Raw genomic sequence first — 26,567 nt, forward strand, 5'->3', positions numbered from 1 at the left:
TTCTTAAGGCTTCGTTCACCGCACCCGCAGTTTCTCGTAAAACTTGTTTTTTGAAAGATTAGAGCAGCAAGAAACACCTGTAAGTCACAGGTTCTAGACCTTCTTACTTAAGGACTTTCCACTTGCTTGGGACGGCGCAAGAAATTTGGTCAGGTCCAAAGGTGCACCAGATGGTCGCGCAACTGGTTTTGGCGCAACAAACTGTTGGCTAATTGATTCCTGAACCTCAACACCGGATCGCTTCGTCTCACTCACAGCTTTGGACGCAGTTAATGCTGCCGCTTCATCAGTCCGAAACAGGGACTGAAAAGGAGCCTCATCTTTATCAACCGTCGTCGCACGCCATGCTGTCAGAATACGACTTTCAACGCGATGGCTGTCAATCGGCTTAGTGATCGGCCCCTTACGCACACCAACTGCCAGACGGTCTGAACCAGCAATCGTTTCATTAAAGCGCCCAACCAGGCGGCCATGCACATCACTAACAGTCCGTGCCTGTCCATCCTTGTTGTAAAATACAGCCTTATTGGACCGCGCTTGCAGCGGAAACAGGTCCGCAGCCGGGTGCTCTGGTCGGTCCTGAGCAGCATTCAAAAGCCGTAGACTACCATTCACCCCAAGAAAATGCGCAAGATACAGTTCACCAGCAGACGGATCCCGCCCCAGATTTGAGGAAAGCCCGGAGGCGTTATCTTTCGCCAAAGCACCGGCAACAAGCGAAGAGATATCAGGGTCATAACGCAGATCCAGAAGCTGTTGCTTCAGGTGGTTGTTATCGACGCGGTATTTGCCATTTGCATCAACACGAATGTGCTGCGCATAGTCTTGCAAACCCAATTCTTCGCCATTTTTCTTCAGCGTCTCAAGCCAGGTGGACTCGATGAATTGAAAAAGCCCTGAGGCAGAGGAGGTTTTAGCTTTGGCGTTCGGGTCAAAGGAAGATTCACGGGCAGCCGCTTGCAGCAGAAAGTCAAAAGACGTACCTGTTTTGGAACTGGCCTTTTGAAAAGCCGATTCAATACGCCCTGCAATGGAAGGATCGCCTGCAACCTTCACGAGAATCTGCCCCCTATGATACTATTAGTTAATATCCCTTAATATTAGTTAACAAATAGTTAAATTTTAATTTTACCCTACTGAGCTCACTGAGTTATTTGAGTTAAAACAGATTTTTCGCCTATCCTGTTCTCTACGAATTATGCATTACAATTCAATTTCTGATTGGATTCGGAGAAAAGCAATGAACTGCCTGCTGAGCGCGATGGCTTCAACATTCGATAAGACGGAAGAGCTGAAAGCTCTGAGGAATGTATCATTCGCCATCCTGGCAGAAAAGCCCGTCAGCGAGTTCGAGCCTTATGGCCCGCCAAACACTCTGGCAGAGCTGGGCAAACACCACGATCTCTACCTCATGCTGAACGAACCATCAGAGAGCACGATCCTCTCAACGCTCAAGCCCTATGCTCATGTGAAGCCAAGAGGCGTCATTCCAACCTTCATCAAGTCTCGGGCCGATATTGAACGTTTGCACGCAATACTTTCAGTCTTTGAGGCCGAACACGCATTGCAGGATTGCATAATGAAGATCATTCCTGAACTTGGCAGATATCCTGTGGCGTTTCACAACCTCATGAACCTCTCCGACACCAGTCCGCGCCTAACCGCGCTGACATGGAATGAAGAGGCGCTGAAAGAGGCACTGGATGCAAAACAGTCCAGAGATCAAAACAGAAGTTTGCTACCACCATTTCAATATGCACAAACACAATGCCTGTTTGCTGCAAAATCGGCTCATCTGATTGCTCTGGATACGGCACCAATCGCAGCACTCGAGGATCTGGAAAAATCAGTAGCACTCGGCTTTACCGGCATGAACGCAAACACGACTGAAGACGCACAACAGATACAACAGGTATTTTCGAGATAAGAAAAGGGGCGCCTAAGCGCCCGCCATCATGCTTTTTCTGGAAGAACTGGCCGGTCCATCTGAAATACAGAATCAACCACCGAGTAATCCATATAACCCAACCGGGCCAAGGGCTTCATTTTCGCCACATTGAGCATGCCGTTTTCGAGCACACTCTCGTCGATATGCACACCAACAACCTGACCCAGTATAAGCCAGCTGTTGGTCTCATTTCCGTCAATATCGACCAGACGCTGCACATTGACCAGCTTACATTCCAACGCAGTTTTTGCTTCTAAAACACGTGGAGCCTTGATCAATTTGGATGGCTCTGCCGTTAAACCGGAAAGCTCGAACTCATCAACATCAGAACCAACCATTGCAGAGGACAGGTTCATCGCATCTGCGAGTTCCAACGTGGCTTGGTTGCAGACAAACTCGCCAGTTTCTTCAATGTTGCGAACAGAGTCTTTGTAACCGCTGGAACCAATCACAACCATCGGCGGTGTATCACACACCGCATTGAAGAAGCTGTACGGAGCCAAATTGCGCACACCGTCTTTAGAGACGGTAGAAACCCAGCCAATCGGACGAGGCACAACAACAGCCTTGAATGGATTGTGGGGCAATCCATGCGGCTTATTCGCTTCATAAAACATATACTTACCTCAACTCCTACGCATCAACACCGGAAAGAGAACTTTCAAAATATTCAGTCAATCGGGCAACATCAGGCCGAGGGCGCTCACTCGGAACAATGCTAGCGCTTCCGATATGAATGAAGCCTGCAAACCGCTCCCCATCACGAGCGCCAAGATAGGCAGCTGCCTCATCATCAAAAGCATACCACTCAGAGAGCCACTGGCCTGCAAAACCCATTGAAAAGCAGGCATTGAGGAGCGAAACACAAACCGCCCCAACAGCAAGCTCCTGCTCCCAGACCGGAACTTTATGTTCCCGGTTTGGAGAAGACAAAACGCCAATAACCAACGGCGCACGCTTGAATCGCTCCAGCTCCATTGCCTTGGTGTTCTCACCAAGGGAGCCCTGACGTTTTTCTGCAATTTCAGCAAGCTTTAGACCGATAGGATCAGCCTGTGAATTGTCATAGATAATATACCGCCAAGGAGAAATTTTTCCGTGATCTGGAACACGGCAGGCCATTTCAAGAAGCTCTGAAATTTGTGCTTGATTGGGACCAGGATGCACGAGCGTTGCAGCGAGATGGGAGCGACGAGTTTTGAGAAAACTCTTCAGTTCTGGAAGGTCTTTAGTTTCCACGGTCTCGATTCTTTTCAGGATTTCAACGATTAAAGCTACGCAATAGTCCTATACAGAATATCAACTGTGTCAATTAAAGGATGGTCTTGCCCCATTCTTGCCACATTGACTACCAATCCCCAACCCACTTAGTAAAAATTTATAAAACACTTCCAAATCACAGTTTGTCACTGTAATCTGATTTCACTCGATCGGGTGTCGGTTTTGTATTTACTGTCGCACACGGGTAACACTTTCTGAAGTAGTAGCGAGAGCACACGTGAAGTTAGAGCGGATATCGACGTTCAGCAAAGCGCTACAACGCGCAGCAACCGCCACAGCATTTTGTGCTGGATTGGCCTTGCTTGGAAACGCCGCTCAGGCTGCAGGTCCTATTCCTGTTTCCAAACCTGCTTTGCCATTCTCTAAAGAAGTGCTGGACTTGGGCGCAAAGCCAGACAAGACCATCGCACCTCCTATCAGCTATGATCCGCTCAGCGGTTATCAGGGACAATCCCTTGCACCAACAATGGGTACGAGCTTTTTGCCGTATGCTCCCCCATCTGTAGGCGCAGAGCAGGCACCTGTCGGCGCACAGCCTGTCCTTTATCTGGTAGCAAAGCTGGCTGAGGGAACACCAAACCTCACACGCGGCTTGAAATGGCGTGTCTACTCTTCAAAAGAAAATGATGACGGATCTTTGACTATGGTTGCGTCCTCTCAAGATCAGGACGCAGAATTCCGCCTCGATCCGGGTACTTACCTCGTTCACACCTCTTTTGGCAAAGTCACTGCAACCACTCGCTATGAACTTAAAAGCGGTGTGAAGACAGGAACAATCATCCTGAATGCAGGTGGCATTCGTCTGGACGCTGCTCTGGGTAACGATCAACAGATGCCACGCAAAGATGTGCGCTTTAACATCTACGATATGACTTACGACACCACGGGCAACCGCGGTCTCATTGCATCCGGCATCAAGCCGGGCGAGCTGGTTCCAGTGAGCGCAGGCACCTACCATATTGAAAGCCGCTACGGCGATGTCAACGCTGTCGTACGCGCAGATATTCACGTTCAGGCAGGCAAGCTGACCGAAGCAACCCTTTACCATCAGGCAGGCAACATCACGCTGAAACTGGTAAGCGTCAAGAACAAAACATCTTTGGCCAACACGTCTTGGACGATCCTCTCTCCAGGCGGCGACACCGTTGCAAGCGGCAATGGCGCATTCCTTGACCTCACCCTAGCAGCCGGAACCTATACGGTTATGGCGCGCAACAATGGTGAGATGTATCGCGAAGAGTTCACGGTCAATCCAAGCGTAAACAATGTGGAAGTGGAAGTGCTTGCAGAAAACCCTCTGTAAGGCTTGCACAAGATTAAGAATGACCAAGGCGCCTCACTCGGCGCCTTTTTTATTGGTTTACGCACGCGTTAAGGAGGAGGCCCTACGGGAGAGAAAAGGTTTCCGCCCTTGGCGTCTCAACACAATCCCGCAAACTCATAACAGTTTGCCTGAAGTTCATCCATCATTTCTCTCTGGCTCTCGCATCCCTCTAAAACCTCAAAGGAAATAGGAGAGCCAATCCGCGCAAGAATGGTTTGTCCCAGAATGCTCTTAAATTCGCGGATGAGAAGCGACAATCGTAAACTCAGGGAAAAGCGACTGACCATGTGGAACAATGCCGAGTTCTGCCCCTCAAAATAAACTGGCAACACCGTTGCTCGCGCATTTCGAATGAGCTTGGCACTTAACGTCTTCCAAGGAAGCTCCTCAGCCCTGCCAAACGGCTTAGCAGCTGTAGCAACTCCACCTCCTGGAAAGATCACAATCACCACCCCTTCCCGTAGCAGTCTAAGGGCTTCCTGCCGTGTTTTCAAGTTGGTCCGCAAGGCTTCTTCGGTTTCTTCAAAATCTACCGGTAAGGCAAAATGCCTGATCTCAGGCACCTTCAACAGCTCGTTATTGATCAGCACGCGATAAGGACGGTTCAGCTGCTCAGCAAGTGAAAGGATCGCAATGCCACTGCAATACCGTAGGGATGGTTTGCAATCAGCACCAAAGGCTTTCCATCTAGATCAGAGGGCGGCCAGTCGTGTCCAGAACATTCCACACACAGGTCAATCTGATCCAGCAGATCTCGCCAAAGCGCTCGATCAGAAACTGAGAAGCCTGTTCGCCAGCCCTCATAAAGGTTCAGCAGCGCTCGTCTGCCAGAAAGACCTTCAATGCCGCGAATAAGCCACCGCTTCAATAAAGGATGAGTATTATTGGCATAGCTCAAATCGGCGTAGTTCACGACATCCTCACTTCACATAACTCATTTTCATCTGAGCGGGTTTTGTAAGCTTTCGCAAACTTACGTGAAGTTTAGGCGACAGTGAGGCCAAAAAGAAAAAGGCTGGCAACAGAAACCTGCAGCCAGCCTTCAAAATTTCACTCAGTCGAAAAGATCAGGAAGCCTGCTCTTTCAGGTCTGGAGCTGCTGCTTCATCAGTAAGGCTTGCCACCGCCTCATCCAATGTCATTGATGTTTGATTACGCGAACCAAGACGACGGATGCTCACTGTCTTCTCTTCTGCTTCACGCTTACCAACTGCAATAATCACTGGGATCTTGGCATGAGAATGCTCACGCACTTTGTAGTTGATCTTCTCATTACGAAGATCCAGCTCACCGCGCAAACCAGCTTTTTTCAGCGCCGCATGCACTTCTTTTGCATAATCATCTGCATCAGAGGTGATTGCTGCCACAACGAAGTGCTGAGGTGTCAGCCACAACGGGAAATGACCAGCAAAGTTCTCAATGAGGATGCCGAGGAAGCGTTCCAAAGAACCACAGATCGCGCGGTGAATCATCACCGGCTGCTTCTTCTCGCCATCGCTATCGACATAGAACGCACCAAAGCGCTCTGGCAAGGTGAAATCGACCTGAGTGGTACCGCACTGCCATTCACGACCAATAGCATCACGCAAAGTGTACTCAAACTTAGGACCGTAGAACGCACCCTCGCCTTCAAGAATGCCTGTCTTGATCTTGCCGCCAGAGTTCGCTTCGATCTCCTTCAGCACTTCTCCCATCACAGCTTCAGCGTGATCCCAGACTTCATCGGAACCAACACGCTTTTCAGGACGGGTTGAGAGCTTCACAACGATCTCTTCAAACCCGAAGTCCTTGTAGACGGACATAATCAGATCGTTGATCTTGTGGCATTCCGCAGCCATCTGCTCTTCAGTACAGAACACATGCGCATCATCCTGCGTAAATGCGCGAACGCGCATCAGGCCATGCAATGCGCCGGATGGCTCATAGCGGGAAACAGCACCGAACTCAGCCATACGCAGAGGCAGATCACGATAGGACTTCAGGCCGTGCTTGAAGATCTGGACGTGACCAGGACAGTTCATCGGCTTAATCGCAAAGACGCGGTGGTCTTCGGTCTCAGTCGCAAACATGTTCTCGCGGTACCATTCCCAGTGACCGGAGGTTTCCCAGAGCGACTTATCCAGAATCTGAGGTGCGTTCACTTCCTGATAGTCATCAGCAAGACGGCGACGCATGTAGTTGGTCAGGTTCTGGAACAGCTGCCAGCCCTTATGATGCCAGAAGACAACACCCGGACCTTCCTCCTGGAAGTGGTAGAGATCCATTTCGCGGCCAAGCTTACGGTGGTCACGCTTCTCAGCTTCCTCAAGCATATGGAGGTAAGCTTTCAGATCTTTCTCATTAGACCATGCAGTACCATAGATGCGGGTCAGCATTTCATTGTTGGAATCGCCGCGCCAGTAAGCACCAGCAACAGTCATCAACTTGAATGCCTGACCAACCTGGCCAGTGGATGCCATATGCGGACCACGGCAGAGATCCAGCCAGTCACCCTGCTTATAGATCTTAACGGTTTGATCTTCAGGAATCGCATCAACAAGCTCAACCTTGTAATCTTCGCCCTTGGAAGCAAAGTATTCCTTCGCTTCATCGCGGCTCCAGATTTCCTTGGTGAACTTCGCGTTGCGCTGGATGATCTGCTGCATCTTCTTTTCGATTTTTGGCAGATCTTCAGGTGTGAACGGCGTTTCACGCTTAAAGTCGTAATAAAAACCGTTCTCGATAACAGGGCCGATTGTAACCTGTGTATCAGGCCACAGCTCCTGCACAGCTTCTGCCATCACGTGCGCCGCATCGTGGCGGATCAATTCCAGCGCACGAGGGTCATCGCGAGTAACAAATTCAATCGCAGCACTTGCTGGAATAGGATCAGAAAGATCGCGCAGCTCACCGTCAATCGCGACGGCAACAGCTTTCTTCAAGAGAGATTTAGAAATGCTCCCCGCAACGTCAGCTCCGGTGGAACCAGCGTCATATTCGCGAACGGAATTGTCAGGGAAAGTCAATTGCAGCATATCAAGTCTCCAGCTCACTCCTGCAAACAAGGCAGGTAAGCGGTTTGGTGTTAATCATGGATTGCCTGAATAAACAATTCTTGAAGACGCGTCCAGATGATTTTAAGCGCACCCAACTCTGTTTTCCTCGGGAGAGATCACCTAATCGACAGGTTACACACCTTGAATTACCACTGGTTAGCAAGGGTTTAGCTAGCCTTCCCCCTCCCCACTCCGCATACTGTTTGCAACAACAGGATTCGCAAACTCCATCACAAGGAATGCATGACGCACACTCTACCAGCAACCAGGAGCTGAGCATGACGACGCCAAAGCCAAAGCTCTACTTTGATTTGACCACCTTGAGGCAGAACCGCTCTACCTCATTACAGGCGAATGGCGTCACCAGAACACTCTATGAAACAGCCAGACGCTTTTATAAGGATGACCTTGAAGTCACCTTCATCTGCCATGACGCCCGAACAAACGAATATGTGAGTGTGCAAGCCGATCCTCTGTTTAAGGATGATGACCTTAACCCTGCATATCTGCCCGATTTGCTGGGCGCTCCTGTAAAAACATTCCATCTTGAAAAATACAGGAACCGCAAGATCAAAGGACTATTTCACAGGTTGCGGCATACATTGCGCTCACACGCGGATGAAACCATCGGAGCTTATGATGGAGAAGCGCTTGGAGATCCACTCTCCGACATTGACGCTCCCTTCCTTTCATTGGGAAACTTGGAAGAAGCTCGGCGTCTAACTGAGTATGTGAAGAGCCGCGCACCATATGTACCAGTCTATGTCATGATCCATGACATATCTCCTTTGCGTCTCAACGACCCTGAAGAAGACCTCGGCGCAAAACTTTGGCTGGAACATCTAAGGCGAACCGTCACTACAAGACCGCACGTTCTGGCAAACTCTGAGTATACGAGAAGCGATCTGCTGAAATTCCTGGCAGAGCAGAAACTCCCATCCCCTCAGAGCACAAGCGTTGTCCATTTGGCTCACGAATTTCAGGAAACAGAGCCGATCTACCCGCTCAGACAACGCCCGGAGAATGGTTTCTTTTTGCTGTTAGGTGACATTAGATACCGAAAAAATGCGAAGCTGGTTTTTGACGCTTACTTGCACATTCTGGAGCACAACGAAGATACCCCACTGCCACAGCTCATATGCGCAGGCGCAATTCCAAATGGCGCCTTCGCAAGCCTCAACAAAGATCAGCAGTATACGGCTATTGGCAAGTACGTGACGATTGTCCAATCGCCCTCGCAAGCCGAGCTCACCGCCCTTTACAAAGAAGCAATTGCGCTGGTGTATCCGAGCTTGTTTGAAGGATACGGCCTGCCCGTCGGCGAAGCTCTTTGGATGGGGACACCTGTGCTTGCCTCAAAGGCGACCTCTATTCCAGAAGTTGGCGGTGATCATTGCCGATATTTCGACCCGCACAACGCTGAGGAACTGGCTGCCCTGATCCAATCAACATTAAAAACCAAGGACGCCTTACGCGCAGAACTACCCTTAAGGGCTGAGCTCCGGCAATGGCAGAATGTTAAAGAGGATATCTGGCAGGCTATTCAAAGCCACAGCACATCACCGGACAAGCGATCATCCGGCTCAGAGAGCATCTCACAAAAACTGGAAGAGACTTAATTCGGCTTAGCTTGATCGCGTTCGAAGATCTTTACCAGCTGGAAATACTCACAAACCAACTTCATATCTTGAGCAAAGACACCGTTGCGCTCAAAATATTCACGATGCGCGTCCTGCCAAAATTCAAGGCTAAGATCGCCTTCACCTTCCAGCACAGCCCAAATTTCATCAATCTCGTCGAACTGGCGCACATCAACCGTAACCATCTCAATGACGCAAGCGGCTTGCCCCTTACCATCAAGAATAACGAACTTATCACCCGGCTGAGGAAGCGGCTCCCCTTCTTTCTCATAGGAAAGCAGATCGCCACAGGTAGCCGTCTTTGTTCCATTCAGAACAAGCTCAAGCAAGCTGTCAGCAAGGTCAGGGCTGTCGCCAAAAGCATAACTTGGGAGGTCTTCAAAACCTTCAATAGACATGCATCTCTACCGTAACAAACTGATTTTATGAAAGAAAAATGGTGGAGGAGGTTGGATTCGAACCAACGTAGGCATAGCCAGCGGATTTACAGTCCGCCCCCTTTAGCCACTCGGGCACTCCTCCGTCGCATTGGCCAAGTTGGCCGCGCCGTGTGAGGACGGGTTATCTTCATTTGAGCCCCTCTTGTCAACGCTCCTTTGAAATTTGGGTTGGGAAAACATATGAAAAAACGTTTTTGGCCCTCAATCTGTGAACAACACGCCTCTAGGCAGCTCTCACATAGGCAAAATCACGTATTCCGCACACAAAAATTTCATGAATTTCAACACCGACAGATAGCTTTTCATTAAGCCAAGAACCCGGAACCACTTCAAGTTGCTGGACGCAACTCTACATTAAGCCATTATCTTCAAACGAAATTATGAGTTTCTGTATTGGAGTGCACACCACACTGATCATCCAAAGGTATTCAAATGAGCAGGCACTGGCTTTTCACATATCTTGTCGTCATGGGGTTTGCGCTCACGTCTGGAGCGAGTCCTGCTCACGCTCAGATATCTATTGAACCCTCTCTTGGAACCTCTGGAACTGTCGAACCAGAGCCAGATAATGCAGAAGAAGACCCATCCATGATGAGTGGCATGCCGGAATACCAAATGAGCAATCCGCACGACATGCCGGCACCATCCGAACCGACAACTGATCCAACCGCTACTGACAATGAGCAAAGCGAGAGTGACAAAGGAAGTTTTTGGTCGCAGTTCTTTCAGTAGCCTTTGAACTCAATCAAACAGCGGCAAGAATGAAAACAGGATAACCCAATGAAACCCTTAGCAATCCTGAGCGCAAGCGCAGTCTTGTTCATTCATTCATCTGGTCTGGTAGCGGTTGCACAGGTTACGGGAGATGGCCCGCCCGTCCCAACCAGCAAAAGTCTCCAAAGCGACATCCATACACTCGCAGAAACTGGAAGTGGCGCTTCCGCTGCAAAAGCCGCCGAGCAATGGTTAGGGAAATCATTGAATTTCGCCTGGACTATTACAAAGGAAGGCGCAGAGGCGATCGAGGAGAAATTCACGACCTTCATTTGCAACAGTGAAGCACTCGCTTGGAACACCACCTCCAAACTTGGCAAGAGCAAAGGATCTGCAACCTACACTGTGCAGCAGATCACACCGGAAATTACTCAATTCTCCTGGAAGGATAATCCGCAGGAATCCAATCTCGGATGGGTTTGGACATTAGATGCTGCCAGCGGAAAAGCATACGGCGTTGTTATCAACTCACAGCCCTATGAAAACCTCTCCATTGAGGGAGAGTTCGCGGTTTTGCCAGTCCTCACTGAAGAAGAGAAAAACGAGTTCACCTGCCCTTAGCAACAGGAACGGTTTCTAGTCCGGCAGATCAAAGCGCGTCTTGGGGTCAATATGGTGTCCAGTCCAGTGCCCATAGCGCCAGGGCAGATACCATCTGGAATGCTCGGGCAGACTTGCAGGCACAGGATCATACCCGCTGGCCCCATATGGGTTGCAACGGATGATCCGTGATAGCCCAATCCAACCGCCACGCCAAAAGCCGAAACGCACCATCGCCTCAGCTGTATAATGTGAGCAGGAAGGCTGATAACGGCACGCACGCCCGAGTATCAACGACAAACTGTGTTGGTAAATCCAAATAAGCCCGATCCCAACCCGCGCCATCAGGCTGGCAGGCCTCACTTTGGGGAGCGGTTCGGGCTTACACATTTCAGTTGGCCTTAAGCAACGGTAGCTTCAACATCGTCAAGCGCTTTCACCAGGGCTTCAAACGCAAGCATGGTGGACGCATGACGCGCTTTATAATCGCGCACCGGTTCAAGGAAGGACAGATCAGCGAAACGACCATTCGGCGGTGGTCCACTTTCCTTCAACATCGCATGGAGCTGCGCATAAGCCTCCCGAATTTCAGAGGGTGAAGCCCCAATAACATGCTGGCCTAAAATAGAGGCTGAGGCTTGCCCAAGCGCGCACGCTTTCACGTCCTGCGCAAATGAGGTTATTAGACCATCGGCTACACAAACCTCAACGCTCACCGTCGAACCACAAAGCCGCGAGTGTGCTTTTGCCTGAGCTTGCGGGGCATCGAGATGTCCCAACAAAGGGATATTCCCTGCAAACTCAAGGATCTTAGTATTGTAAATGTCGTCCAACATGCAAAACTCTGGCTACTATTCTGACACTCGCTTTATAACTTAAAGCGACCTTGGATCACTCAGTAGTAAGGGAAGACCCTTTCCTAACCAAGACATCTATCTTATATAGGTGGTGCTGCCGAGACCTTGCTAGAGGTCAAAAGCGGAATATCGCAATCTAGCACACATTACCTAGAAGAAACCATAGGTGCCAATTTATTGGCTGTCTAAACGGGTTGTCGTAGTTTATACCCTGCGCCATACTCGCATCTCCTTAGGTAAGCTATAGATTTGCGTATGACAATGGGAAGAGCCTGACTGAAAACAGGCCGACAAAAATAGTTGTTGCGCAGGAACCTATGGCGGGTTCAGTGTTTTTTTAAGAGAAGTATGTCTTAAATTACACTCATCGACTGCGTATTGTTGGAGACATAATATGGACGCTGTTTTGAGACCGGTTACAGAGACCGATCCCACGGCTACAGAAGACAACAAGCTCCCCAACCGCCCTAGCCGGGCTGAAGCTGAGGCTGCTGCACGCGTACTTCTTCAATGGATCGGTGATGACACCGAACGTGAAGGACTGCTGGATACACCAAAACGCGTGGTAAAAGCCTACGAAGATCTCTTCTCTGGATACAAAGAAGATCCTCGCGAGCACTTGGAACGAACCTTCGAAGAAGTCGGCGGCTACAATGATATTGTGCTGCTGAAGGATATCTCTTTCACTTCTTTCTGTGAGCATCATGTGCTGCCGTTCACCGGAAAAGCACATATTGCTTATTATCCAGATCATGCTGTGGTCGGCCTGTCCAAGATCGCACGTGTTGTAGAAATTTACGCACGTCGCCTTCAGACACAGGAACATCTGACCGTTCAGATCGCAACGGCATTGGAAGAATATCTGGCTCCACGTGGCGTCGCCGTCATGATTGAGGCAGAACACCAGTGCATGTCCATGCGTGGCATTCAAAAGCAGGGTGTATCAACACTCACCAACCGGTTCTCTGGTGTTTTTGAAGACAACGCATCTGAACAGGTACGCTTTATGACAATGGTCCGTTCGTAAGCTCGGACCATTCATCACAAAATTCGAGCATTTTATGTCGACGAATATTAAAGCCGACGGCTTCGCGCCGCGTGCTGACAAAAAAGCAATTGAGCTGGGTGATGAACTCTGCCCAAAATTTGACGATAACGGTCTGATCGCAGCTGCAGTTACGGATTTCGAGACCGGTGAGCTACTCATGGTGGGCTATATGAACACCGAGAGCCTGCGTCGTACAATTGAAACCGGCGAAGCTTGGTACTGGAGCCGCTCCAGACAGGAATACTGGAAAAAGGGCGGCACTTCCGGGCAGGTGCAGGAAGTCATTGAAATCCGGACCGATTGCGATCAGGACGCCATATGGCTGCGCGTCAAAGTGCACGGCAACGGCGCAACCTGTCACGTCGGTTACCGCTCCTGCTTCTTCCGAAAAGTGGACAGCAACGACACAGGCGACGTTTGGCTGGAGAAGACGGAAGTCGCTCCGGTATATGACCCCCAAGAAGTTTACGGGAAAAAACAGTAGGTTTCGCTGTGCCCCGATTCAGTCTTTTTATAGGTTTAAATAGCATAGTTACCCCAAGGTAATTTTGATTATTCAACCGTTGAAAGACAGTCGGGGAGATAGCAGTGCTGCAAAATCTACCTCTGTGGCCAAACAGCAAACAGCCTGTAGAAGAAGAGCCTGAGACACCACCCACCACACCTGAGCCAGAGATCACACCAGGTATCGGATTGGCTCTGGGCGGTGGTGCGGCTCGTGGTTGGGCGCATATTGGCGTACTTAAAGCCCTTTCAGAAGCAGGCATTCAGCCGGACTTTATAGCAGGCACGTCTATTGGCGCTGTTGTCGGCGGCTGTTATCTCTGCGGCAAGCTGGACCAACTCGAAGAGTGGGTTGTGTCGCTTTCTCGCCGCCGGGTCTTCAGCATGGTCGACCTTTCCTTCGGCGGTTCCGGCCTCATCTCAGGCAAAAAAGTCCTTTCATTGTTCGAAGACCACTTCGGTGGGATCATGATCGAGGACCTCGACCGACCGTTTGCAGCAGTTGCAACGGAGCTTGGAACCGGACACGAAATCTGGTTGAAGAAGGGTCCACTCACGCAGGCAATGCGTTGTTCCACCTCCCTCCCCGGCGTGTTCGAGCCGGTCGCATATGGTGGCCGCTGGCTGGTGGACGGTGCGTTGGTCAATCCAATCCCAGTCTCAGTTTGCCGCGCGATGGGTGCACGAGCTGTGATCGCAGTCAACCTCAACTCCGACACATTCGGCCGAGGCTCTACAGTTGTCCATGAACTGCCCCCAATCCCGAAAGACATGATCCCGGAGATCGATAGCAAGCTGCAAAAAGATCCGGGCGGCGCAATCAAGCGCGTCTTGCGACGTCAAATATTCGGTGGGAAGCCAAAAGGATTGCCGGGCATCTCCGGCGTAATGATGGACAGCTACAATATCATTCAGGACAGGATTGGACGCTCACGGCTTGCAGGAGACCCACCAGACAACATTCTGACACTACGTCTCTCACATCTGGGTTTGTTCGACTTCCATCGCGGTGAAGAGGCAATTCGCGTCGGGTATGAAACCACTTGCCGTGCGCTTCCAGAACTCCATCAACTGGCAGAAGTGCAGCCTTGACGCAGTGCTCTAAACACCGATGCCAACAACAATGATTTGATGAGAACTGGTCAGAATTGGAACTGCTGTGCCCTAAAAGCACAGCAGCTAAGGCACAGATCATACGGCCTGAATGTAACTCCGCATGTCGTCCGCTTCACGCTCAACCTGAGCGATACGGAACTTCACGATATCACCGATTGAGACCAATCCGATAAGCTTACCGTCTTCCACGACTGGCATATGCCGGAACCGCCCTTCAGTCATACGCGCCATGACACCGTTCACGGAATCCATCTCGTTACAGACGGCAACCTCTTTGGTCATGTAATCGCTGACAGGCTGTGCAAGCGCGTCAGTACCTTCCATCGAAATTGCCTGAACCACATCACGCTCCGACACGATCCCAACAATCACACCCGGCTTATCACACAACACAATTGCACCTACGCGGCGACCACAAAGGCTTGCGCAAATCTCGCTTAAACTACGTGTACTCGGCTCCGTAAAAACGTCTCGCCCTTTGCCGTTCAATATGGCAGCAACTGTCATGGCGACCTCCTCGTTTGTTTATGTCATCCTTCTTTCTCAGAGAAAAAAGAGGAAGAGAATAAATCTAACCCTACGGCATCATGACACAAAAAAACAATGCTTGCCTAGTCACCAACTTAGGTGCTGTTAACATATGTAGTTAGCTAACTATTAAACCCCTCACTTCAACGCGGTTTAATCGGATCCAATAATGGGAATAGGATCAAGCCAGCGATAAATCCACCTACGTGAGCTTGCCAGGCAATACTAACGCCCTCACCCGCAATTGGCGCGGACCACATGCCAAATAGGAAGTTCAAGCCAAACCATACCAGAATAAAGGTAAGGACACGACGATCGCTCAACGCCTCCATCAAAGGTCGGGCAGGAATAGAATAGGCTGCATTATCAAAGCGCCGAAACGAGCTCATCGGACCACCAGCTTCAAAGATAAAACGTAAGGAAGCTGCCATCTGTCCTGAAACTGCCGCCGATGCACCAATCACCGGGATACTCTGCCCCCAGTTTGTAGCAAGGTGAGCCCCCGCGCCGGCAACAGCGCATACAGCCGACAGCAGCAGAAAACGGGTCGCACCAAAACGTCGTGCAACAGCACTCCCGAACACTGCCATCCAAAGCACATTGAAACCTACATGCTGCACGCTACCATGCAAAAATCCGTAGGTCAGAAAACTCCAGATCGCCGAAACGGTTTCTCCTGGCCAGGAATATTCAGCCATAAAACCACTAAGATATCGGACAGGCCAGAACGCAAATAAAAGCAGCGTCTGCAAATCCGCGTTGGGCGTCAACACATAGGCACGAACCAGATGTATCCCGATAAAGATCAGAGACAGTCCAACAACGACGGTTGGCAGATTGAACATCGGCTCCCGTGCTGGTCTCTGAAGGTTGGGGCCGTGAGGTGCCATATGGTCTTCATTGGATTGGTTCATTTTATTACAGATCCAAAATTATTGTCCCATTTTGAACTAAGACAACTTGGCACGCTTCGCAAGGCTTGCCGCAAAATGTAAGGATCAAATGAAAACAATAAACCGCCAGCACTCCCCCAAGCGCTGACGGTTTATCGGAGCTTCTCCCCGTTAGGCGTTTGATTTCCCGACTTTTTATCAGCACACGAAATGCTGAAAACCTAGGTTTACCGCCAACAATAGCTCAATTCTTAGGGCCTCAAGGGTTCAGGTGAGGCAACTGCAACCAAGATTATACAAGCCCCCCAACAGCACAACTTAAACTCTTTGTTAAGGTTAATATTTTATTAAATTTTTATGATATTTCTAACTTGGCACGCTCCATGCTTATTCCCCACCATAGACCAGCGGATAGTTAAAGTTGTCCATAAAAAGGACACTGACCCCAATGGGAAAACCCAATAAGCGGACTGGGGAAGGCGGGAATATGAAACACGGTGCATCACGGATACTCTTCGAATACTGGGACGAAATTCGGGCTGAACGACCAGCTCCCGACCGTGGCGATATTCAACCTTCCGCAATCAAAAGTGTTTTGGGCGATACGTTTATTCTGGAACTGGCACAGCAGAACAATTTCAGGTTCCGTCTCGCAGGGACACGATTGTGTTCCCTGTTCTGTCGTGAACTGAAAGGCCGCAGTTTCCTTGATGGTTGGGATGAGAAAGACCAGCAAGCCGTCACAGCCATGCTCTCTGCCATAACACAGGATGGCGCTGCAGCCGTGATCAGCTTCACCGGCACAACTGAAATGGGCCAGTCAGTAGATCTGGAACTCCTGCTCCTGCCAATCCGTGTTCAGGGGGAAGGTTGTACGCGTATTCTTGGCTGCATGGCACCGCTCAAGCGTCCATTCTGGCTCGGTGTTCAGGCGATCTCCAAGCAAAAAGTCAACAGCCTGAGGTTGATCTGGCCAGATGAAGACGCACCTCTCTTCAGTGACGAAAATGACTGCGTCCCACATTTTGGGACCCCAACACATCGCGCTGTTAGCTCAATGGAACCAAGAGTTAGCCGTGGAAGTCACTTGCAACGATCAGCAGCACCAAAGGCCGTTGAAATTCCAAACAGCCGACAGGTAGGACACCTTAGAGTTGTTGATGGGGGCAAAATATAAACCTGTACTCCGCACCACAGTTACCATTCTGTTAACCTTGTTTTCCTAGGGTGTGACCCAAGTTTCTACTAGTCAATAATCGCGTAGTCGGGATTCCTAGGAAAATGGCAGGGCGCACAGCGACCAACAGAATTGCTGCACTAGCGGCAAAAGCACCTGACAGACGCCGTTTTTCTCGCGTTGAAATCAACGTGCTGGGCCGTTTCATGCTGGAAAACCGACGTGAGTACCCTTGCCAGGTCGTCAACATGTCACCTGGTGGCGCCGCCTTTATCTCTCCGGTAATGGGCGAAGTTGGCGAGCGCGTTGTCGCTTATCTCGATCACATTGGTCGCGTTGAAGGAAAGATCGTCCGCGAGATCGATGGCGGCTTTGCAATGACGCTCAATGCCAGTGCACGCAAGCGCGATAAGCTGGCTTCTGTCCTGACTTGGCTGGCCAACAAAGACGAGCTTAATCTGCCAGAAGATCGCAGATTTGATCGCTTCACTCCAAAGAACCCGATTACGAAGATCATTTTGCCAGACGGCAGAGAATACGCCTGCCGCATTGTGGATGTCTCCCTCTCTGGCGCAGCACTCAAGACAGATGTACGTCCAGCACTTGGAACACCAATCACGCTTGGTAAGATGCGTGCGCGGATCGTTCGCCACTTTGAAGAAGGCGTCGCAGTCGAATTCACCACCGTCCAGAATAAGGAACTGCTGGAGCACCATATCTCCAACGCTGAAAAGCGCTAAGCCAGCCAGACCGATTCCTGTCTTATCAACGGTTAAGCCTCAGCTTTTCGATAAATTTATAAAAAAATATTTGCAGTGAGAATTACATGCAACTGACACAGCTTCACATGCCAACTCTCTAATTAACTGTAACTAAACCATAAAACTCTCGTTAGGTCTCATCAGAAACTCCAGTTTCCTGCGGAGTCTTAGTATAATTACAATTTGAATTAATATTGACTCTTATTTTCTGAAATATTGATTTAACTGATACTCAATCTTGATTTAAATACTGCTCAATTTTGATTAAATACTCACTTTAAAGATTATAACCAAATAAAAATGCGCGAAGGAAAGTAGAGCCTGCCATGATTGGAGGGCGCTACTTGTGTTTGAGTATAAGCTGTTCGCGAAAAGTGTTTTGGGGGTCGCATTGGGTGGGCTAATCAGCCTGTCTCAGGCTCACGCTGAGCAAGTTCCAGGACGCTTTATGCCAATTATCGGACAAGCCACTGCCCCCGTTGGTCATATCGAATTCTGTCAAAACTACCCGCAACAGTGCCGCTATGGTACCAACACGCCGCTGGTTGTCCGCTTGACCAAAGAGCGCTGGCAGGAATTGCTGGATGTAAACGCCTCAATCAATACACAAGTTCGCCCGCTAACAGACGAGCAACTGTTCGGAGTGCCTGAATACTGGACATACCCGCAAGGTGCGGGTGATTGCGAAGAGTACGTTCTGGAAAAACAGCGGCAACTCATTGCCTTGGGCTGGCCGCCAAGCTCCCTGCTCATAACGGTCGTGAAAGACCTGAGTAACGGCGGGCACGCTGTCTTAAGCGTGCGCACTGATCAGGGAGATCTCATTCTCGACAATCAGATCTCTTCAATCTTGCCTTGGTATTCAACCCCATACCGCTACGTGAAACGCCAGTCCGCTCGCCATGCTTCTGCTTGGTCCGCTATTTCGGATAAACGCGTCACCACCGTTGCAAGTATTCCAGAATAAAGCTGCCAAGATCTTGGCAAACAACAAAGCCGCGGGAAATGCCGCGGCTTGTTTTGTTTTCAAAAGTCGTGATGGCTTCAGAGTTCAACCAGCTGCTCTTTAAAGCGCTGTGCATTCATCACGTAGCCATCTGCTGAGCGGATAAGCATGGCCTGAGCTTCATCATCCAACTCACGAACCACCTTCCCCGGCATTCCCACAACCAGATAACCATCTGGAATAACCTTGCCTTCAGGAACCAGTGCATTTGCGCCGATGATACAGCCCTTACCAATCTTAGCGCCGTTCAAGATTGTCGCGCCCATGCCAATAAGCGAGCCCTCCCCCACAGTGCACCCATGCAAAATCGCCTTGTGACCAACCGTACAGTTTGCGCCAACAACCAGCGGATACCCCAAATCTGTATGAAGAACTGATCCGTCCTGAATGTTGGACCGCGCACCAATATGGATAAGCTCATTGTCACCGCGCAAAACAGCGCCAAACCAAATATTCGCTTCTTCATCCAGCTGCACATGCCCAATCAGACTTGCACATGGCGCGACCCAGTAGTTTCCATTTTCAGGAACATTAGGGCTTCTGTCTCCAAGCTTATAAAAAGGCACAAGGTTCTCCTAGATTGCACAAATCAAATCCTGCGCAATCTAGCATATGGCTTGCTCAAAGTGCCAAGAGAAAACTCAAAACAAACGTACCGGAAAGAATGCTCCACATAGCGGTGAGCCCTCCCGCGGCGGCCAGCATCTTGGGGCTAAATGACTCCCGGTAATAACCTTGGATCGCATTGCGCATAAATATAAAAGGACCAGCAACAAGCCATAACCCGACGACAATAAGCCAGGACAACGGCCCTTTCATCTCAGCAAAAAAACGCGGTGGCTCCCCAGTCACCAAGTGATAGAAGCTACCCAGAATTCCTGCAGTCACAAAACCAGAAGCCGCTATAAACGCAGCCAACAAGAAATCGCCCAGCATGCACTTCCCCCCATTCTCAGCTGGCTCAATCCAGCTCAAACGCGTTACTGTGCAGTTGAAAGCAATTCCTATGCCGCGTGCTATCCTCGAGTTAACCTCCTGTTAATATTTACATATGAAATCCGCATAGGAAATAAAGGCAGGTGAACAAACTCCATTCCGTTTCAATTCAGGACGCCCACAGCCCTTAGGAGTCTCATTTTGATGCAAAAAGGGCCCCAAAACGGAGCCCTTCAAATCAATCAGATTTTGCGTGAAGCCTTAGAGGCCTTCCACGTCAATATCAAGGATAGCCATCTGGAAGTTCCAGCTCAGTTCGCCATCTTCCTCGTCGCGGAAGATAACGCCAAGAAACTCATCATTGATATAAACTTCTGCGGAATCATCTTTACGGGGACGCGCACGTACTTCAAGTTCTGGCGACTTGAAAGTATTGCGCATGTAGGTTTGCACCTTACGAATTTCATCAGGCTTCACAGCCGTCTCCTTACCAATTTCACTTCAAACTTGGGGCACAAACTATACAAGTTTATCGCCCTGCCAACCCTAGGAAACTAGCTTATCCTTGTTTGTTTTGCGAGGAAAGTCCTTGACCTTGACCGATCATTTGATCCATGGCACGAGCCGGCTGGTCGCAACCAGCTTCACCCACAACCTTGGCAGGAACACCCGCCACAGTCGTGCACGGATCAACGTCTTTAAGAACCACAGATCCTGCTGCAACACGTGAGCAATGGCCAATTTCCAGATTGCCTAGAACTTTGGCACCCGCACCAATCAGCACGCCCTGACGGATCTTCGGATGACGGTCGCCAGAGACCTTGCCCGTACCACCAAGTGTCACACCTTGCAGAATAGAGACATCGTCTTCAATCACAGCAGTGCCGCCAACCACAATGCCGGTACCATGGTCAAAGAAAACGCCCCGCCCGATTGGAACCTGAGGATGAATATCCATCTGGAACACTTCAGAGCAACGGCTTTGCAGGTAAAGCGCGAAATCCTCTCGCCCCTGCTTCCACAACCAGTTGGCTAACCGGTGTGTCTGCAGCGCATGGAACCCTTTGAAATAAAGCAGAGGTTCCAGAAACCGGTCACAGGCAGGATCGCGATCAAAAACAGCACCCAGATCAACACGGAAGGCCTGAACAATATCAGGAGCCTGATCCAGAACATCCAGATAAGTCTGGCGAATAAGAGAAGAAGAGACAACCACATGGCCTAGCCGGTCAGCCACACGATGAACAATCGCTTCCTCTAATGAAGAGTGGTTCAGCACCGTCTCGTAAACAAAAGACGCAAGTGCTGGCTCAGAGCTGGCCATCGCCTGGGCTTCGGCTTTCACGCGATCCCAAACAGGATCATGCGATGCGAACTCCTTGGGGCTACTTGAAGAAAATTGCACCATGAAAGAGCGTTCCTTTATGGATAGGACCTATTCAACCTTACATAGGTGCAGACTGTCTCGATCCAAGCCCCACCCACTCACTATGAATTATCCGCCTATAGTACATCACGCAGTATTGCCATTAGAGAAAGCGCGTACCAAACCTACATAGACAATTAGAAAGTGAACCTACATTTCTTTCAAAAACCAGAAACTGGTTCTAATTTTAAGCTGCCGCTTGGTACTCTTTTAAAAATGGCATGATCGCAGCAGTGAAAATATCATTCACATCGCCTGCCACCATATGACCAGCTTCTTTCACATCTGTGAATTGTGCATGGGGAACCAATGCGAGAAATTCATCTACATGGCTCTGTTTCACAAGCTCTGATGCTGCTCCACGAACAAGCATACTCGGCACTTTGAGATTAGCTGCTGCCTCCAACAGCTCACTCTGCACCTTATCTTTTATATCAGCACGATCAGCGTGATGCGTGATAAAGCGAGGGTCCCAGTGCCAGCGATAGCGCCCATCATCCCGTAAACGCAGGTTTTTCGAAAGGCCATCCAATGTCTTGGGGCGCTTTCGATGCGGAAGATAAGAGGCAATCATGTCCGCCGCTTCTTCTACACTGCCAAACCCGTCCTCAACCTTTTCAGCCATAAACGACAGGATCTTGCTCACCCCGCCTTCATCTAGGCGCGGGGTCACGTCAACCAGAATAACGCCAGCCAACACACCTGGACGCAAAGCACCCTCAGCCAGAATAGACGCAAGACCACCTAATGAGGCACCGATTGCAATTGGTTTGAAACCGGTTTCCTCATAGATTTGCGAGGCAGCTGCAGCAACATCTGCGCCGAAGTCAGAAAAGAAGTACTTCTCCCCTTCAACCCACGCACTGTCACCGTGCCCACGCATATCAAGACAAAACGCCTGCATGCCTGCATTGGCGATCATCTCAGCAGTCTTGCCCCACGAATGTCTCGTCTGCCCGCCACCATGCATCATCATCACCGGCTGACCTTGTGAGCCAAACCGGTCTGCAACAATGCGGTTGCCATCGGCTCCGATAAATTCGTGGGTGCCTCTATTCATGAAAATTGCTCCAAAAACTCTAATGTGCCTTTTTTAAAAATCTTGTCGCCAACAGCGGTCATATGATCCCGGTTGGTAATCTCCAGATAACTGGCATTCGGCATAAGATCAGCAAGCGCCTTTGGATCACCGGCCACGTCATCGTTTGTACCAACAGCAACAAGTGTCGGCGCCGTAATCTTAGATACCATATCCTCAGAAATAGGCTTCCGGGCTGACTGCATACACGCTGCCAGCGCACGCCGGTCTGATTTGGTCTGCTCGGCAAAGGCTCTGAAGGCACGACCCGTCCGGTCTTTCACATCAGAGATCTTGTCGGCCAACAACCCTTCAATGATTGGCTCTGGATTACCAACACCAGAAATCAACCCATACCCCATCCCGCCAAGGGACAGCGAGCGCACCCGGTCCGGTGCTTGCAGCGCACAAAACGCAGAAATGCGGGTGCCCATGGAATAGCCAAGCAAATCCGCTTTATCGATATAGAGATGATCCAGCAGTTTCAGCGCATCTTCAGCCATAACCGGAGCGCCATAATCCTCTGCATTGTAGTACTTATAGCTTTCACCATGACCACGATTATCAATCGCAATCACACGGCGGCCATCCTTCACCAACAAATCAACCCAGCCGGGATACACCCAGTTGACGAACTTGTTGGATGCGAATCCGTGGATCAGCAGGATCGGATCGCCCTCTCCTTCATCAAGATAAGCGATAGGGTGATCATTATTATTGAATATTGGCATATTACCTAACGTTTACGTAAAGGAAAACTATGGGATCATGGGAGGGTAAATGTAAGGGTGGAGAAAGAAAAGGCCAAAGAACTATCAATTTGGACTAGTCCATCAACTATTCACAGAGGCTGAGACAACACCAGTTCCGCGGTAAAACCTCGGTCCTAGGTGAAAAAACGCAGTACAGTTGTGGACCGCATCGATCTCAAGGCAATCAATCAGCGAGAAAAACTGTCTTTTTAACCAGAACCAATTTAATGTCGGTGGCAAATTTTTGTTCCATGGAGCTTGGCGAAAAAATGGCCGGTAAAGTCGTACCCCACTTTCACAACACCAATGGCGTTGACGCCATTAAAATCGGCGCTAAAGAATTTATGTGCATTGGCGCACGCCCCCCACAGGACCACCCACACGTCTTCCTCGACATGGGTGCTGATGACAACATAATCTGCCCATACTGCTCAACGCTTTACCACTTCGATGCTGCACTCGCTTCCGCAGAATCTAATCCGGCTGACTGCGCCTGGGCACCTGATGCTGCCTAACAACCTCATCATCTGATCGATAAAACGAATAAACAGTAATCACATTGCTTTGCCTGAACCCGATAACCTCAGGCAAAGCACGGCAGGCAAGCTGCGTAATGATACCAAAAAATATTGCTATCGCAGGAGCCGGGATCGCCGGACTTACAGCTGCGTTATACCTTGCCCGTAAGGGCCACAGTGTTTTCCTGTTCGACGCTGCCCCAGAGCTTTCCGAAGTCGGCGCGGGAATTCAGTTATCTCCCAATGCAATGAGATGTTTGCAGGCGCTTGGCTTAGGCCCTGCACTCATGTCCAGAGCCGTCTCTCCGGCCAGCGTCAATATACGCTCCGGCCAGGATGGGTCTCAACTTGCAACCGTTCCGCTTGGCCGCATTGCTGAAGACCGCTATGGCGCACCATACTACGTGATCCACCGGGCAGATCTGCAACAGCTGTTATTGGAAGCTGTCCAGAACACACCGGAAGTCACTCTGCGGCTGGATACCAAGGTAGAATCCGCCGAAATCAACGGTGACACTGTCACGCTCAAGGGAGCGGCTTTCTCAGAAGCTCTTGCAGGTATACCGGATCAGTTTGACCTGCTTATCGGCGCCGACGGTGTCCGTTCAAGCATCCGCCAGACCACATTGGGTGGCGCACCTGCCAAACACACCGGTTTCGTGGCCTACAGAGCAACAGCAGAGCCGCCGTTCAATCTGGAACCTCTCCTAAGCACCTCGGGCCTGTGGCTCGCTCGTGACGCTCATCTGGTTCAGTATCCAGTAAAGAATGGCAAGCTACTCAACATCGTCGCCATCACGAAGGAAGACTGGGAAGAAGACAGCTGGTCCCATCCGGTTGGCAGTGATCATGTCCGCAAGCACTTTCGCAACTGGGCTCCAGAGGCCTTGCGTCTGGTCTACCTGCCGGAAACATGGACCCGATGGTCATTGTGCGAGGTCGACACCCGCCCTGCATGGACCCAGGGCCCTGTGACACTTATCGGCGACGCCGCCCACGCGATCCTGCCATTTTCAGCTCAAGGCGCTGCAATGGCAATCGAAGATGCTGCAGTCCTGTCCAAAATGGTCGACAAACACGGCGCAACACCACAGGCCCTGCAGGCCTATGAGGCTGCCCGCCGTCCACGCATTGAAAAAATGAGCAAGCTCGTGAAGTGGAATGACTGGGTCTACCATATGGGCTTCCCTCTTCGTATTGCACGAGATCTCGTCATGCGGTCCAACACCCCAAGTCAGCTTCTTGATCGGTTTAACTGGATCTATGAATGGACGCCGGAAGACCATACCGACTAAAAACTGATACATGTTCCCGAAAAGTGGGGCCGGTTTTCGGGTAAGAATGCGCATAAGAATAAGCAGCTATAGCTTGGCGCGTGAATGCAAATGAACGCGACACGCTCTGGCTGTCAAAGCCACCCATATTTCAGGAATACAGAAAGCCATGACCAATAAGATCATCACAGCGGGATATGTCGTTATTGGCGATGAAATCCTGTCTGGCCGCACCAAAGATAAAAACATCGGCTTTCTGGCAAGCTATCTCACGGATATCGGCATCGACCTGTCTGAAGTGCGTGTCGTGCCTGACGTAGAAGAAAAGATCGTCGAAGCCGTCAACGCTCTACGCGCAGAATACACCTACGTGTTCACATCCGGCGGGATCGGCCCGACACACGATGACATCACAGCAGATGCCATCGCGAAAGCTTTCGGTGTCTCAATTGATCTGGACCCACGCGCTTACAAGCTTCTGGAAGATCACTACGGCGCTGAGAACTTTACCCCTGCCCGCAAGCGCATGGCCCGCCTGCCTGATGGCGCCGACCTGATTGAAAACAAGGTGTCCATCGCACCCGGCTTCAGAATGGAAAACGTGCACGTCATGGCAGGTGTACCGGCCATCATGCAATCCATGGTCGATGCCATCGCACCAACACTGGAAACCAGTCAAAAGATGCTTTCTGTGACTATTGAGGCCTCTCTTCCTGAGAGTCGCATTGCCACAGACCTAGGGGAAATCCAGAAAAACTTCCCCGAAACCTCAATTGGCTCCTATCCGCAGTCAAAAGATGGAGTATTTTCCACACAGGTTGTTGTGCGATCTAGGTCAAATGATGTACTGGAACAGGCCAGTGAAGCCGTCCGAGCAGCCGTAGAAGCTGCAAAGACAAAATTTCTTTGAAAGAAGACACATGGATAATCAGCAGCAATCCAAAGCATTCCCGGTCTCTTGGGACCAATTCCACCGCGATTGCCGTGCCCTCTCTTGGCGCCTCGCCGACAAAGGCGAATTTACAGCGATTGTAGCCATCACACGTGGTGGCCTTGTTCCAGCTGGCATTATTGCGCGCGAATTGGGTGTTCGCACCATCGAAACAGTTTGCATTGCATCTTACCACGACTACGACGATCAGGGTGAATTGAAGGTCATCAAGCCAATCGACCCGAAAGTGGTCGGCTCTGAAGGCGGTGAAGGCATTCTCATCATCGACGATCTGGTCGACACCGGTAAGACTGCAAAAGTTGTTCGCGAAATGCTGCCAAAAGCACACTTTGCAACCGTCTACGCCAAGCCAATGGGTCGCGATCTGGCTGATACCATTGTGACTGAAGTTTCTCAGGATACCTGGGTGTACTTCCCATGGGATCTGGGCATGCAGTTCCAGCCGCCAATCTCTAAAGATACCGCAGGCTAATCAGCCCACCGGAATTCTGCATAAGAGTTTCAAAAGCCTCGGCCTCACCGCCGGGGCTTTTTCCGTTCATAAGCCGGTAATGATCCAACCTTCACGAATGCATTTTGGCAGCACGAGACGAAGCGATGAATAACATCGGACTAGCGGCTATCTTAGACAAACTTATCCCCCTTGCTCAAATGTGCCCCCATACTAACTTCATGCCCACGTGACGGGCAGCTGGCGGACCGTCCGTCAGCGTGTCGTGGGCTGGGTGGGGCTTTTGAGAGAGGTAACGCATCTTTCAA

32 protein-coding genes and 1 tRNA gene are annotated in these 26,567 nt (G+C 50.3%); 15 read left to right on the top strand and 18 right to left on the bottom strand.

Features of this window, described 5'->3' with window-relative positions:
• Nucleotides 1–93: 93 nt before the first annotated feature.
• Nucleotides 94–1,056, bottom strand: a complete 963-nt coding sequence (locus tag PsWM33_RS15580; RefSeq protein ID WP_063300834.1) for a lytic transglycosylase domain-containing protein — start codon at nt 1,054–1,056, stop codon at nt 94–96.
• Nucleotides 1,057–1,240: 184 nt separating this feature from the next.
• Between PsWM33_RS15580 and PsWM33_RS15585 the strand changes: the two genes are divergently transcribed.
• Entirely contained in the window at nt 1,241–1,927 is a 687-nt protein-coding gene (locus PsWM33_RS15585; RefSeq protein ID WP_063297972.1) for a hypothetical protein, read from the top strand.
• A gap of 26 nt (nt 1,928–1,953) precedes the next feature.
• Here the strand turns inward: PsWM33_RS15585 and PsWM33_RS15590 are convergent, their stop codons facing one another.
• Both PsWM33_RS15590 and PsWM33_RS15595 read right to left on the bottom strand, forming a co-directional pair.
• Nucleotides 1,954–2,565, bottom strand: coding sequence for a flavin reductase family protein (locus PsWM33_RS15590; protein WP_063297973.1), 612 nt, complete (start codon nt 2,563–2,565; stop codon nt 1,954–1,956).
• A 16-nt stretch (nt 2,566–2,581) separates the two neighbouring features.
• Complete coding sequence (locus PsWM33_RS15595; protein WP_063297974.1) at nt 2,582–3,187, bottom strand: nitroreductase family protein; 606 nt, start codon at nt 3,185–3,187, stop codon at nt 2,582–2,584.
• 259 nt (nt 3,188–3,446) lie between these two features.
• Here PsWM33_RS15595 and PsWM33_RS15600 point away from each other — a divergent pair, with 259 nt between their 5' ends.
• Nucleotides 3,447–4,532: a hypothetical protein gene (locus tag PsWM33_RS15600; protein ID WP_063297975.1), complete on the top strand. Its 1,086-nt coding sequence runs from the start codon at nt 3,447–3,449 to the stop codon at nt 4,530–4,532.
• A 116-nt stretch (nt 4,533–4,648) separates the two neighbouring features.
• Here PsWM33_RS15600 and PsWM33_RS28795 read toward each other — a convergent pair whose 3' ends face one another.
• The 3 genes from PsWM33_RS28795 to thrS all read right to left on the bottom strand — a co-directional run bounded on the left by PsWM33_RS28795 (nt 4,649) and on the right by thrS (nt 7,567).
• Nucleotides 4,649–5,116, bottom strand: a complete 468-nt coding sequence (locus PsWM33_RS28795) for a 1-acyl-sn-glycerol-3-phosphate acyltransferase (protein ID WP_342585934.1) — start codon at nt 5,114–5,116, stop codon at nt 4,649–4,651.
• Between the two features lie 41 nt (nt 5,117–5,157).
• Complete coding sequence (locus PsWM33_RS28800) at nt 5,158–5,466, bottom strand: GNAT family N-acetyltransferase (protein ID WP_342585935.1); 309 nt, start codon at nt 5,464–5,466, stop codon at nt 5,158–5,160.
• 154 nt (nt 5,467–5,620) lie between these two features.
• Nucleotides 5,621–7,567, bottom strand: coding sequence for a threonine--tRNA ligase (gene thrS / locus PsWM33_RS15610; protein ID WP_063297976.1), 1,947 nt, complete (start codon nt 7,565–7,567; stop codon nt 5,621–5,623).
• 299 nt (nt 7,568–7,866) lie between these two features.
• Between thrS and PsWM33_RS15615 the strand changes: the two genes are divergently transcribed.
• Nucleotides 7,867–9,207: a glycosyltransferase family 4 protein gene (locus PsWM33_RS15615; RefSeq protein ID WP_208994583.1), complete on the top strand. Its 1,341-nt coding sequence runs from the start codon at nt 7,867–7,869 to the stop codon at nt 9,205–9,207.
• On the opposite strand, the gene PsWM33_RS15620 is transcribed toward PsWM33_RS15615, so the two are convergent.
• Nucleotides 9,204–9,626 carry an ASCH domain-containing protein gene (locus PsWM33_RS15620; RefSeq protein WP_063300836.1) on the bottom strand — a complete coding sequence of 141 codons (423 nt, stop codon included), beginning with the start codon at nt 9,624–9,626 and terminating at the stop codon, nt 9,204–9,206. The genes PsWM33_RS15615 and PsWM33_RS15620 overlap by 4 nt on opposite strands.
• A gap of 39 nt (nt 9,627–9,665) precedes the next feature.
• Nucleotides 9,666–9,750: transfer RNA gene (locus PsWM33_RS15625), tRNA-Tyr, on the bottom strand.
• Nucleotides 9,751–10,100: 350 nt separating this feature from the next.
• Between PsWM33_RS15625 and PsWM33_RS15630 the strand changes: the two genes are divergently transcribed.
• Nucleotides 10,101–10,400, top strand: a complete 300-nt coding sequence (locus PsWM33_RS15630) for a hypothetical protein (protein ID WP_063300837.1) — start codon at nt 10,101–10,103, stop codon at nt 10,398–10,400.
• 48 nt (nt 10,401–10,448) lie between these two features.
• Entirely contained in the window at nt 10,449–11,003 is a 555-nt protein-coding gene (locus PsWM33_RS15635; RefSeq protein WP_063300838.1) for a hypothetical protein, read from the top strand.
• A 15-nt stretch (nt 11,004–11,018) separates the two neighbouring features.
• Here PsWM33_RS15635 and yidD read toward each other — a convergent pair whose 3' ends face one another.
• Together yidD and PsWM33_RS15640 are read right to left on the bottom strand one after the other, a co-directional pair.
• Nucleotides 11,019–11,372 (bottom strand): membrane protein insertion efficiency factor YidD, encoded by a 354-nt coding sequence (gene yidD, locus PsWM33_RS26855; protein WP_082827031.1) that lies wholly within the window; start codon nt 11,370–11,372, stop codon nt 11,019–11,021.
• Nucleotides 11,373–11,383: 11 nt separating this feature from the next.
• Nucleotides 11,384–11,818 (bottom strand): iron-sulfur cluster assembly scaffold protein, encoded by a 435-nt coding sequence (locus PsWM33_RS15640; protein ID WP_057462519.1) that lies wholly within the window; start codon nt 11,816–11,818, stop codon nt 11,384–11,386.
• A gap of 415 nt (nt 11,819–12,233) precedes the next feature.
• Here PsWM33_RS15640 and folE point away from each other — a divergent pair, with 415 nt between their 5' ends.
• The 3 genes from folE to PsWM33_RS15655 all read left to right on the top strand — a co-directional run bounded on the left by folE (nt 12,234) and on the right by PsWM33_RS15655 (nt 14,483).
• The gene (gene folE, locus PsWM33_RS15645; protein ID WP_057462520.1) at nt 12,234–12,866 is read left to right on the top strand and encodes a GTP cyclohydrolase I FolE; all 633 of its coding nucleotides are present in this window, start codon (nt 12,234–12,236) and stop codon (nt 12,864–12,866) included.
• Nucleotides 12,867–12,900: 34 nt separating this feature from the next.
• Nucleotides 12,901–13,371 carry a phosphoribosyl-AMP cyclohydrolase gene (gene hisI / locus PsWM33_RS15650; protein ID WP_063300839.1) on the top strand — a complete coding sequence of 157 codons (471 nt, stop codon included), beginning with the start codon at nt 12,901–12,903 and terminating at the stop codon, nt 13,369–13,371.
• Between the two features lie 98 nt (nt 13,372–13,469).
• Nucleotides 13,470–14,483 carry a patatin-like phospholipase family protein gene (locus tag PsWM33_RS15655; protein ID WP_063300840.1) on the top strand — a complete coding sequence of 338 codons (1,014 nt, stop codon included), beginning with the start codon at nt 13,470–13,472 and terminating at the stop codon, nt 14,481–14,483.
• A gap of 99 nt (nt 14,484–14,582) precedes the next feature.
• Here the strand turns inward: PsWM33_RS15655 and PsWM33_RS15660 are convergent, their stop codons facing one another.
• Both PsWM33_RS15660 and PsWM33_RS15665 read right to left on the bottom strand, forming a co-directional pair.
• On the bottom strand, nt 14,583–15,014 hold the full coding sequence (locus tag PsWM33_RS15660) for a CBS domain-containing protein (protein WP_063297984.1): 432 nt from the start codon (nt 15,012–15,014) through the stop codon (nt 14,583–14,585).
• A 164-nt stretch (nt 15,015–15,178) separates the two neighbouring features.
• A complete protein-coding gene (locus tag PsWM33_RS15665) occupies nt 15,179–15,949 on the bottom strand; it encodes a rhomboid family intramembrane serine protease (protein WP_063300841.1) in 771 nt (256 codons plus the stop codon).
• A 466-nt stretch (nt 15,950–16,415) separates the two neighbouring features.
• Here PsWM33_RS15665 and PsWM33_RS15670 point away from each other — a divergent pair, with 466 nt between their 5' ends.
• The 3 genes from PsWM33_RS15670 (at nt 16,416) to PsWM33_RS15680 (ending at nt 18,833) form a co-directional block, all read left to right on the top strand.
• Nucleotides 16,416–17,105, top strand: a complete 690-nt coding sequence (locus PsWM33_RS15670; protein WP_063300842.1) for a PAS domain-containing protein — start codon at nt 16,416–16,418, stop codon at nt 17,103–17,105.
• 104 nt (nt 17,106–17,209) lie between these two features.
• Complete coding sequence (locus tag PsWM33_RS15675; protein ID WP_063300843.1) at nt 17,210–17,845, top strand: PilZ domain-containing protein; 636 nt, start codon at nt 17,210–17,212, stop codon at nt 17,843–17,845.
• Between the two features lie 367 nt (nt 17,846–18,212).
• Nucleotides 18,213–18,833, top strand: a complete 621-nt coding sequence (locus PsWM33_RS15680; protein ID WP_063300844.1) for a transglutaminase-like cysteine peptidase — start codon at nt 18,213–18,215, stop codon at nt 18,831–18,833.
• Between the two features lie 77 nt (nt 18,834–18,910).
• Here the strand turns inward: PsWM33_RS15680 and PsWM33_RS15685 are convergent, their stop codons facing one another.
• The 6 genes from PsWM33_RS15685 to PsWM33_RS15710 form a co-directional block, all read right to left on the bottom strand.
• Complete coding sequence (locus PsWM33_RS15685; RefSeq protein ID WP_063300845.1) at nt 18,911–19,438, bottom strand: gamma carbonic anhydrase family protein; 528 nt, start codon at nt 19,436–19,438, stop codon at nt 18,911–18,913.
• Nucleotides 19,439–19,493: 55 nt separating this feature from the next.
• Entirely contained in the window at nt 19,494–19,808 is a 315-nt protein-coding gene (locus PsWM33_RS15690) for a DUF6949 family protein (RefSeq protein ID WP_063300846.1), read from the bottom strand.
• Between the two features lie 261 nt (nt 19,809–20,069).
• The gene (locus PsWM33_RS15695; protein ID WP_008547690.1) at nt 20,070–20,285 is read right to left on the bottom strand and encodes a DUF3126 family protein; all 216 of its coding nucleotides are present in this window, start codon (nt 20,283–20,285) and stop codon (nt 20,070–20,072) included.
• Between the two features lie 82 nt (nt 20,286–20,367).
• The gene (cysE, locus tag PsWM33_RS15700; RefSeq protein ID WP_063289536.1) at nt 20,368–21,216 is read right to left on the bottom strand and encodes a serine O-acetyltransferase; all 849 of its coding nucleotides are present in this window, start codon (nt 21,214–21,216) and stop codon (nt 20,368–20,370) included.
• Nucleotides 21,217–21,421: 205 nt separating this feature from the next.
• Nucleotides 21,422–22,294: an alpha/beta fold hydrolase gene (locus tag PsWM33_RS15705; protein WP_063300847.1), complete on the bottom strand. Its 873-nt coding sequence runs from the start codon at nt 22,292–22,294 to the stop codon at nt 21,422–21,424.
• Entirely contained in the window at nt 22,291–23,043 is a 753-nt protein-coding gene (locus PsWM33_RS15710; RefSeq protein ID WP_063297991.1) for an alpha/beta fold hydrolase, read from the bottom strand. Before PsWM33_RS15710 ends, PsWM33_RS15705 begins: the two co-directional genes overlap by 4 nt.
• A gap of 290 nt (nt 23,044–23,333) precedes the next feature.
• Between PsWM33_RS15710 and PsWM33_RS15715 the strand changes: the two genes are divergently transcribed.
• The 4 genes from PsWM33_RS15715 to gpt all read left to right on the top strand — a co-directional run bounded on the left by PsWM33_RS15715 (nt 23,334) and on the right by gpt (nt 26,280).
• Nucleotides 23,334–23,579, top strand: a complete 246-nt coding sequence (locus PsWM33_RS15715; RefSeq protein WP_063301102.1) for a zinc-finger domain-containing protein — start codon at nt 23,334–23,336, stop codon at nt 23,577–23,579.
• A gap of 98 nt (nt 23,580–23,677) precedes the next feature.
• Nucleotides 23,678–24,877: an FAD-dependent oxidoreductase gene (locus PsWM33_RS15720; RefSeq protein ID WP_063300848.1), complete on the top strand. Its 1,200-nt coding sequence runs from the start codon at nt 23,678–23,680 to the stop codon at nt 24,875–24,877.
• Between the two features lie 148 nt (nt 24,878–25,025).
• On the top strand, nt 25,026–25,766 hold the full coding sequence (locus PsWM33_RS15725) for a competence/damage-inducible protein A (protein WP_063300849.1): 741 nt from the start codon (nt 25,026–25,028) through the stop codon (nt 25,764–25,766).
• 10 nt (nt 25,767–25,776) lie between these two features.
• Complete coding sequence (gpt, locus tag PsWM33_RS15730) at nt 25,777–26,280, top strand: xanthine phosphoribosyltransferase (protein ID WP_057462537.1); 504 nt, start codon at nt 25,777–25,779, stop codon at nt 26,278–26,280.
• Nucleotides 26,281–26,567: the final 287 nt, after the last annotated feature.

This window comes from Pseudovibrio sp. WM33, assembly GCF_001623165.1.
Taxonomy (GTDB): domain Bacteria; phylum Pseudomonadota; class Alphaproteobacteria; order Rhizobiales; family Stappiaceae; genus Pseudovibrio.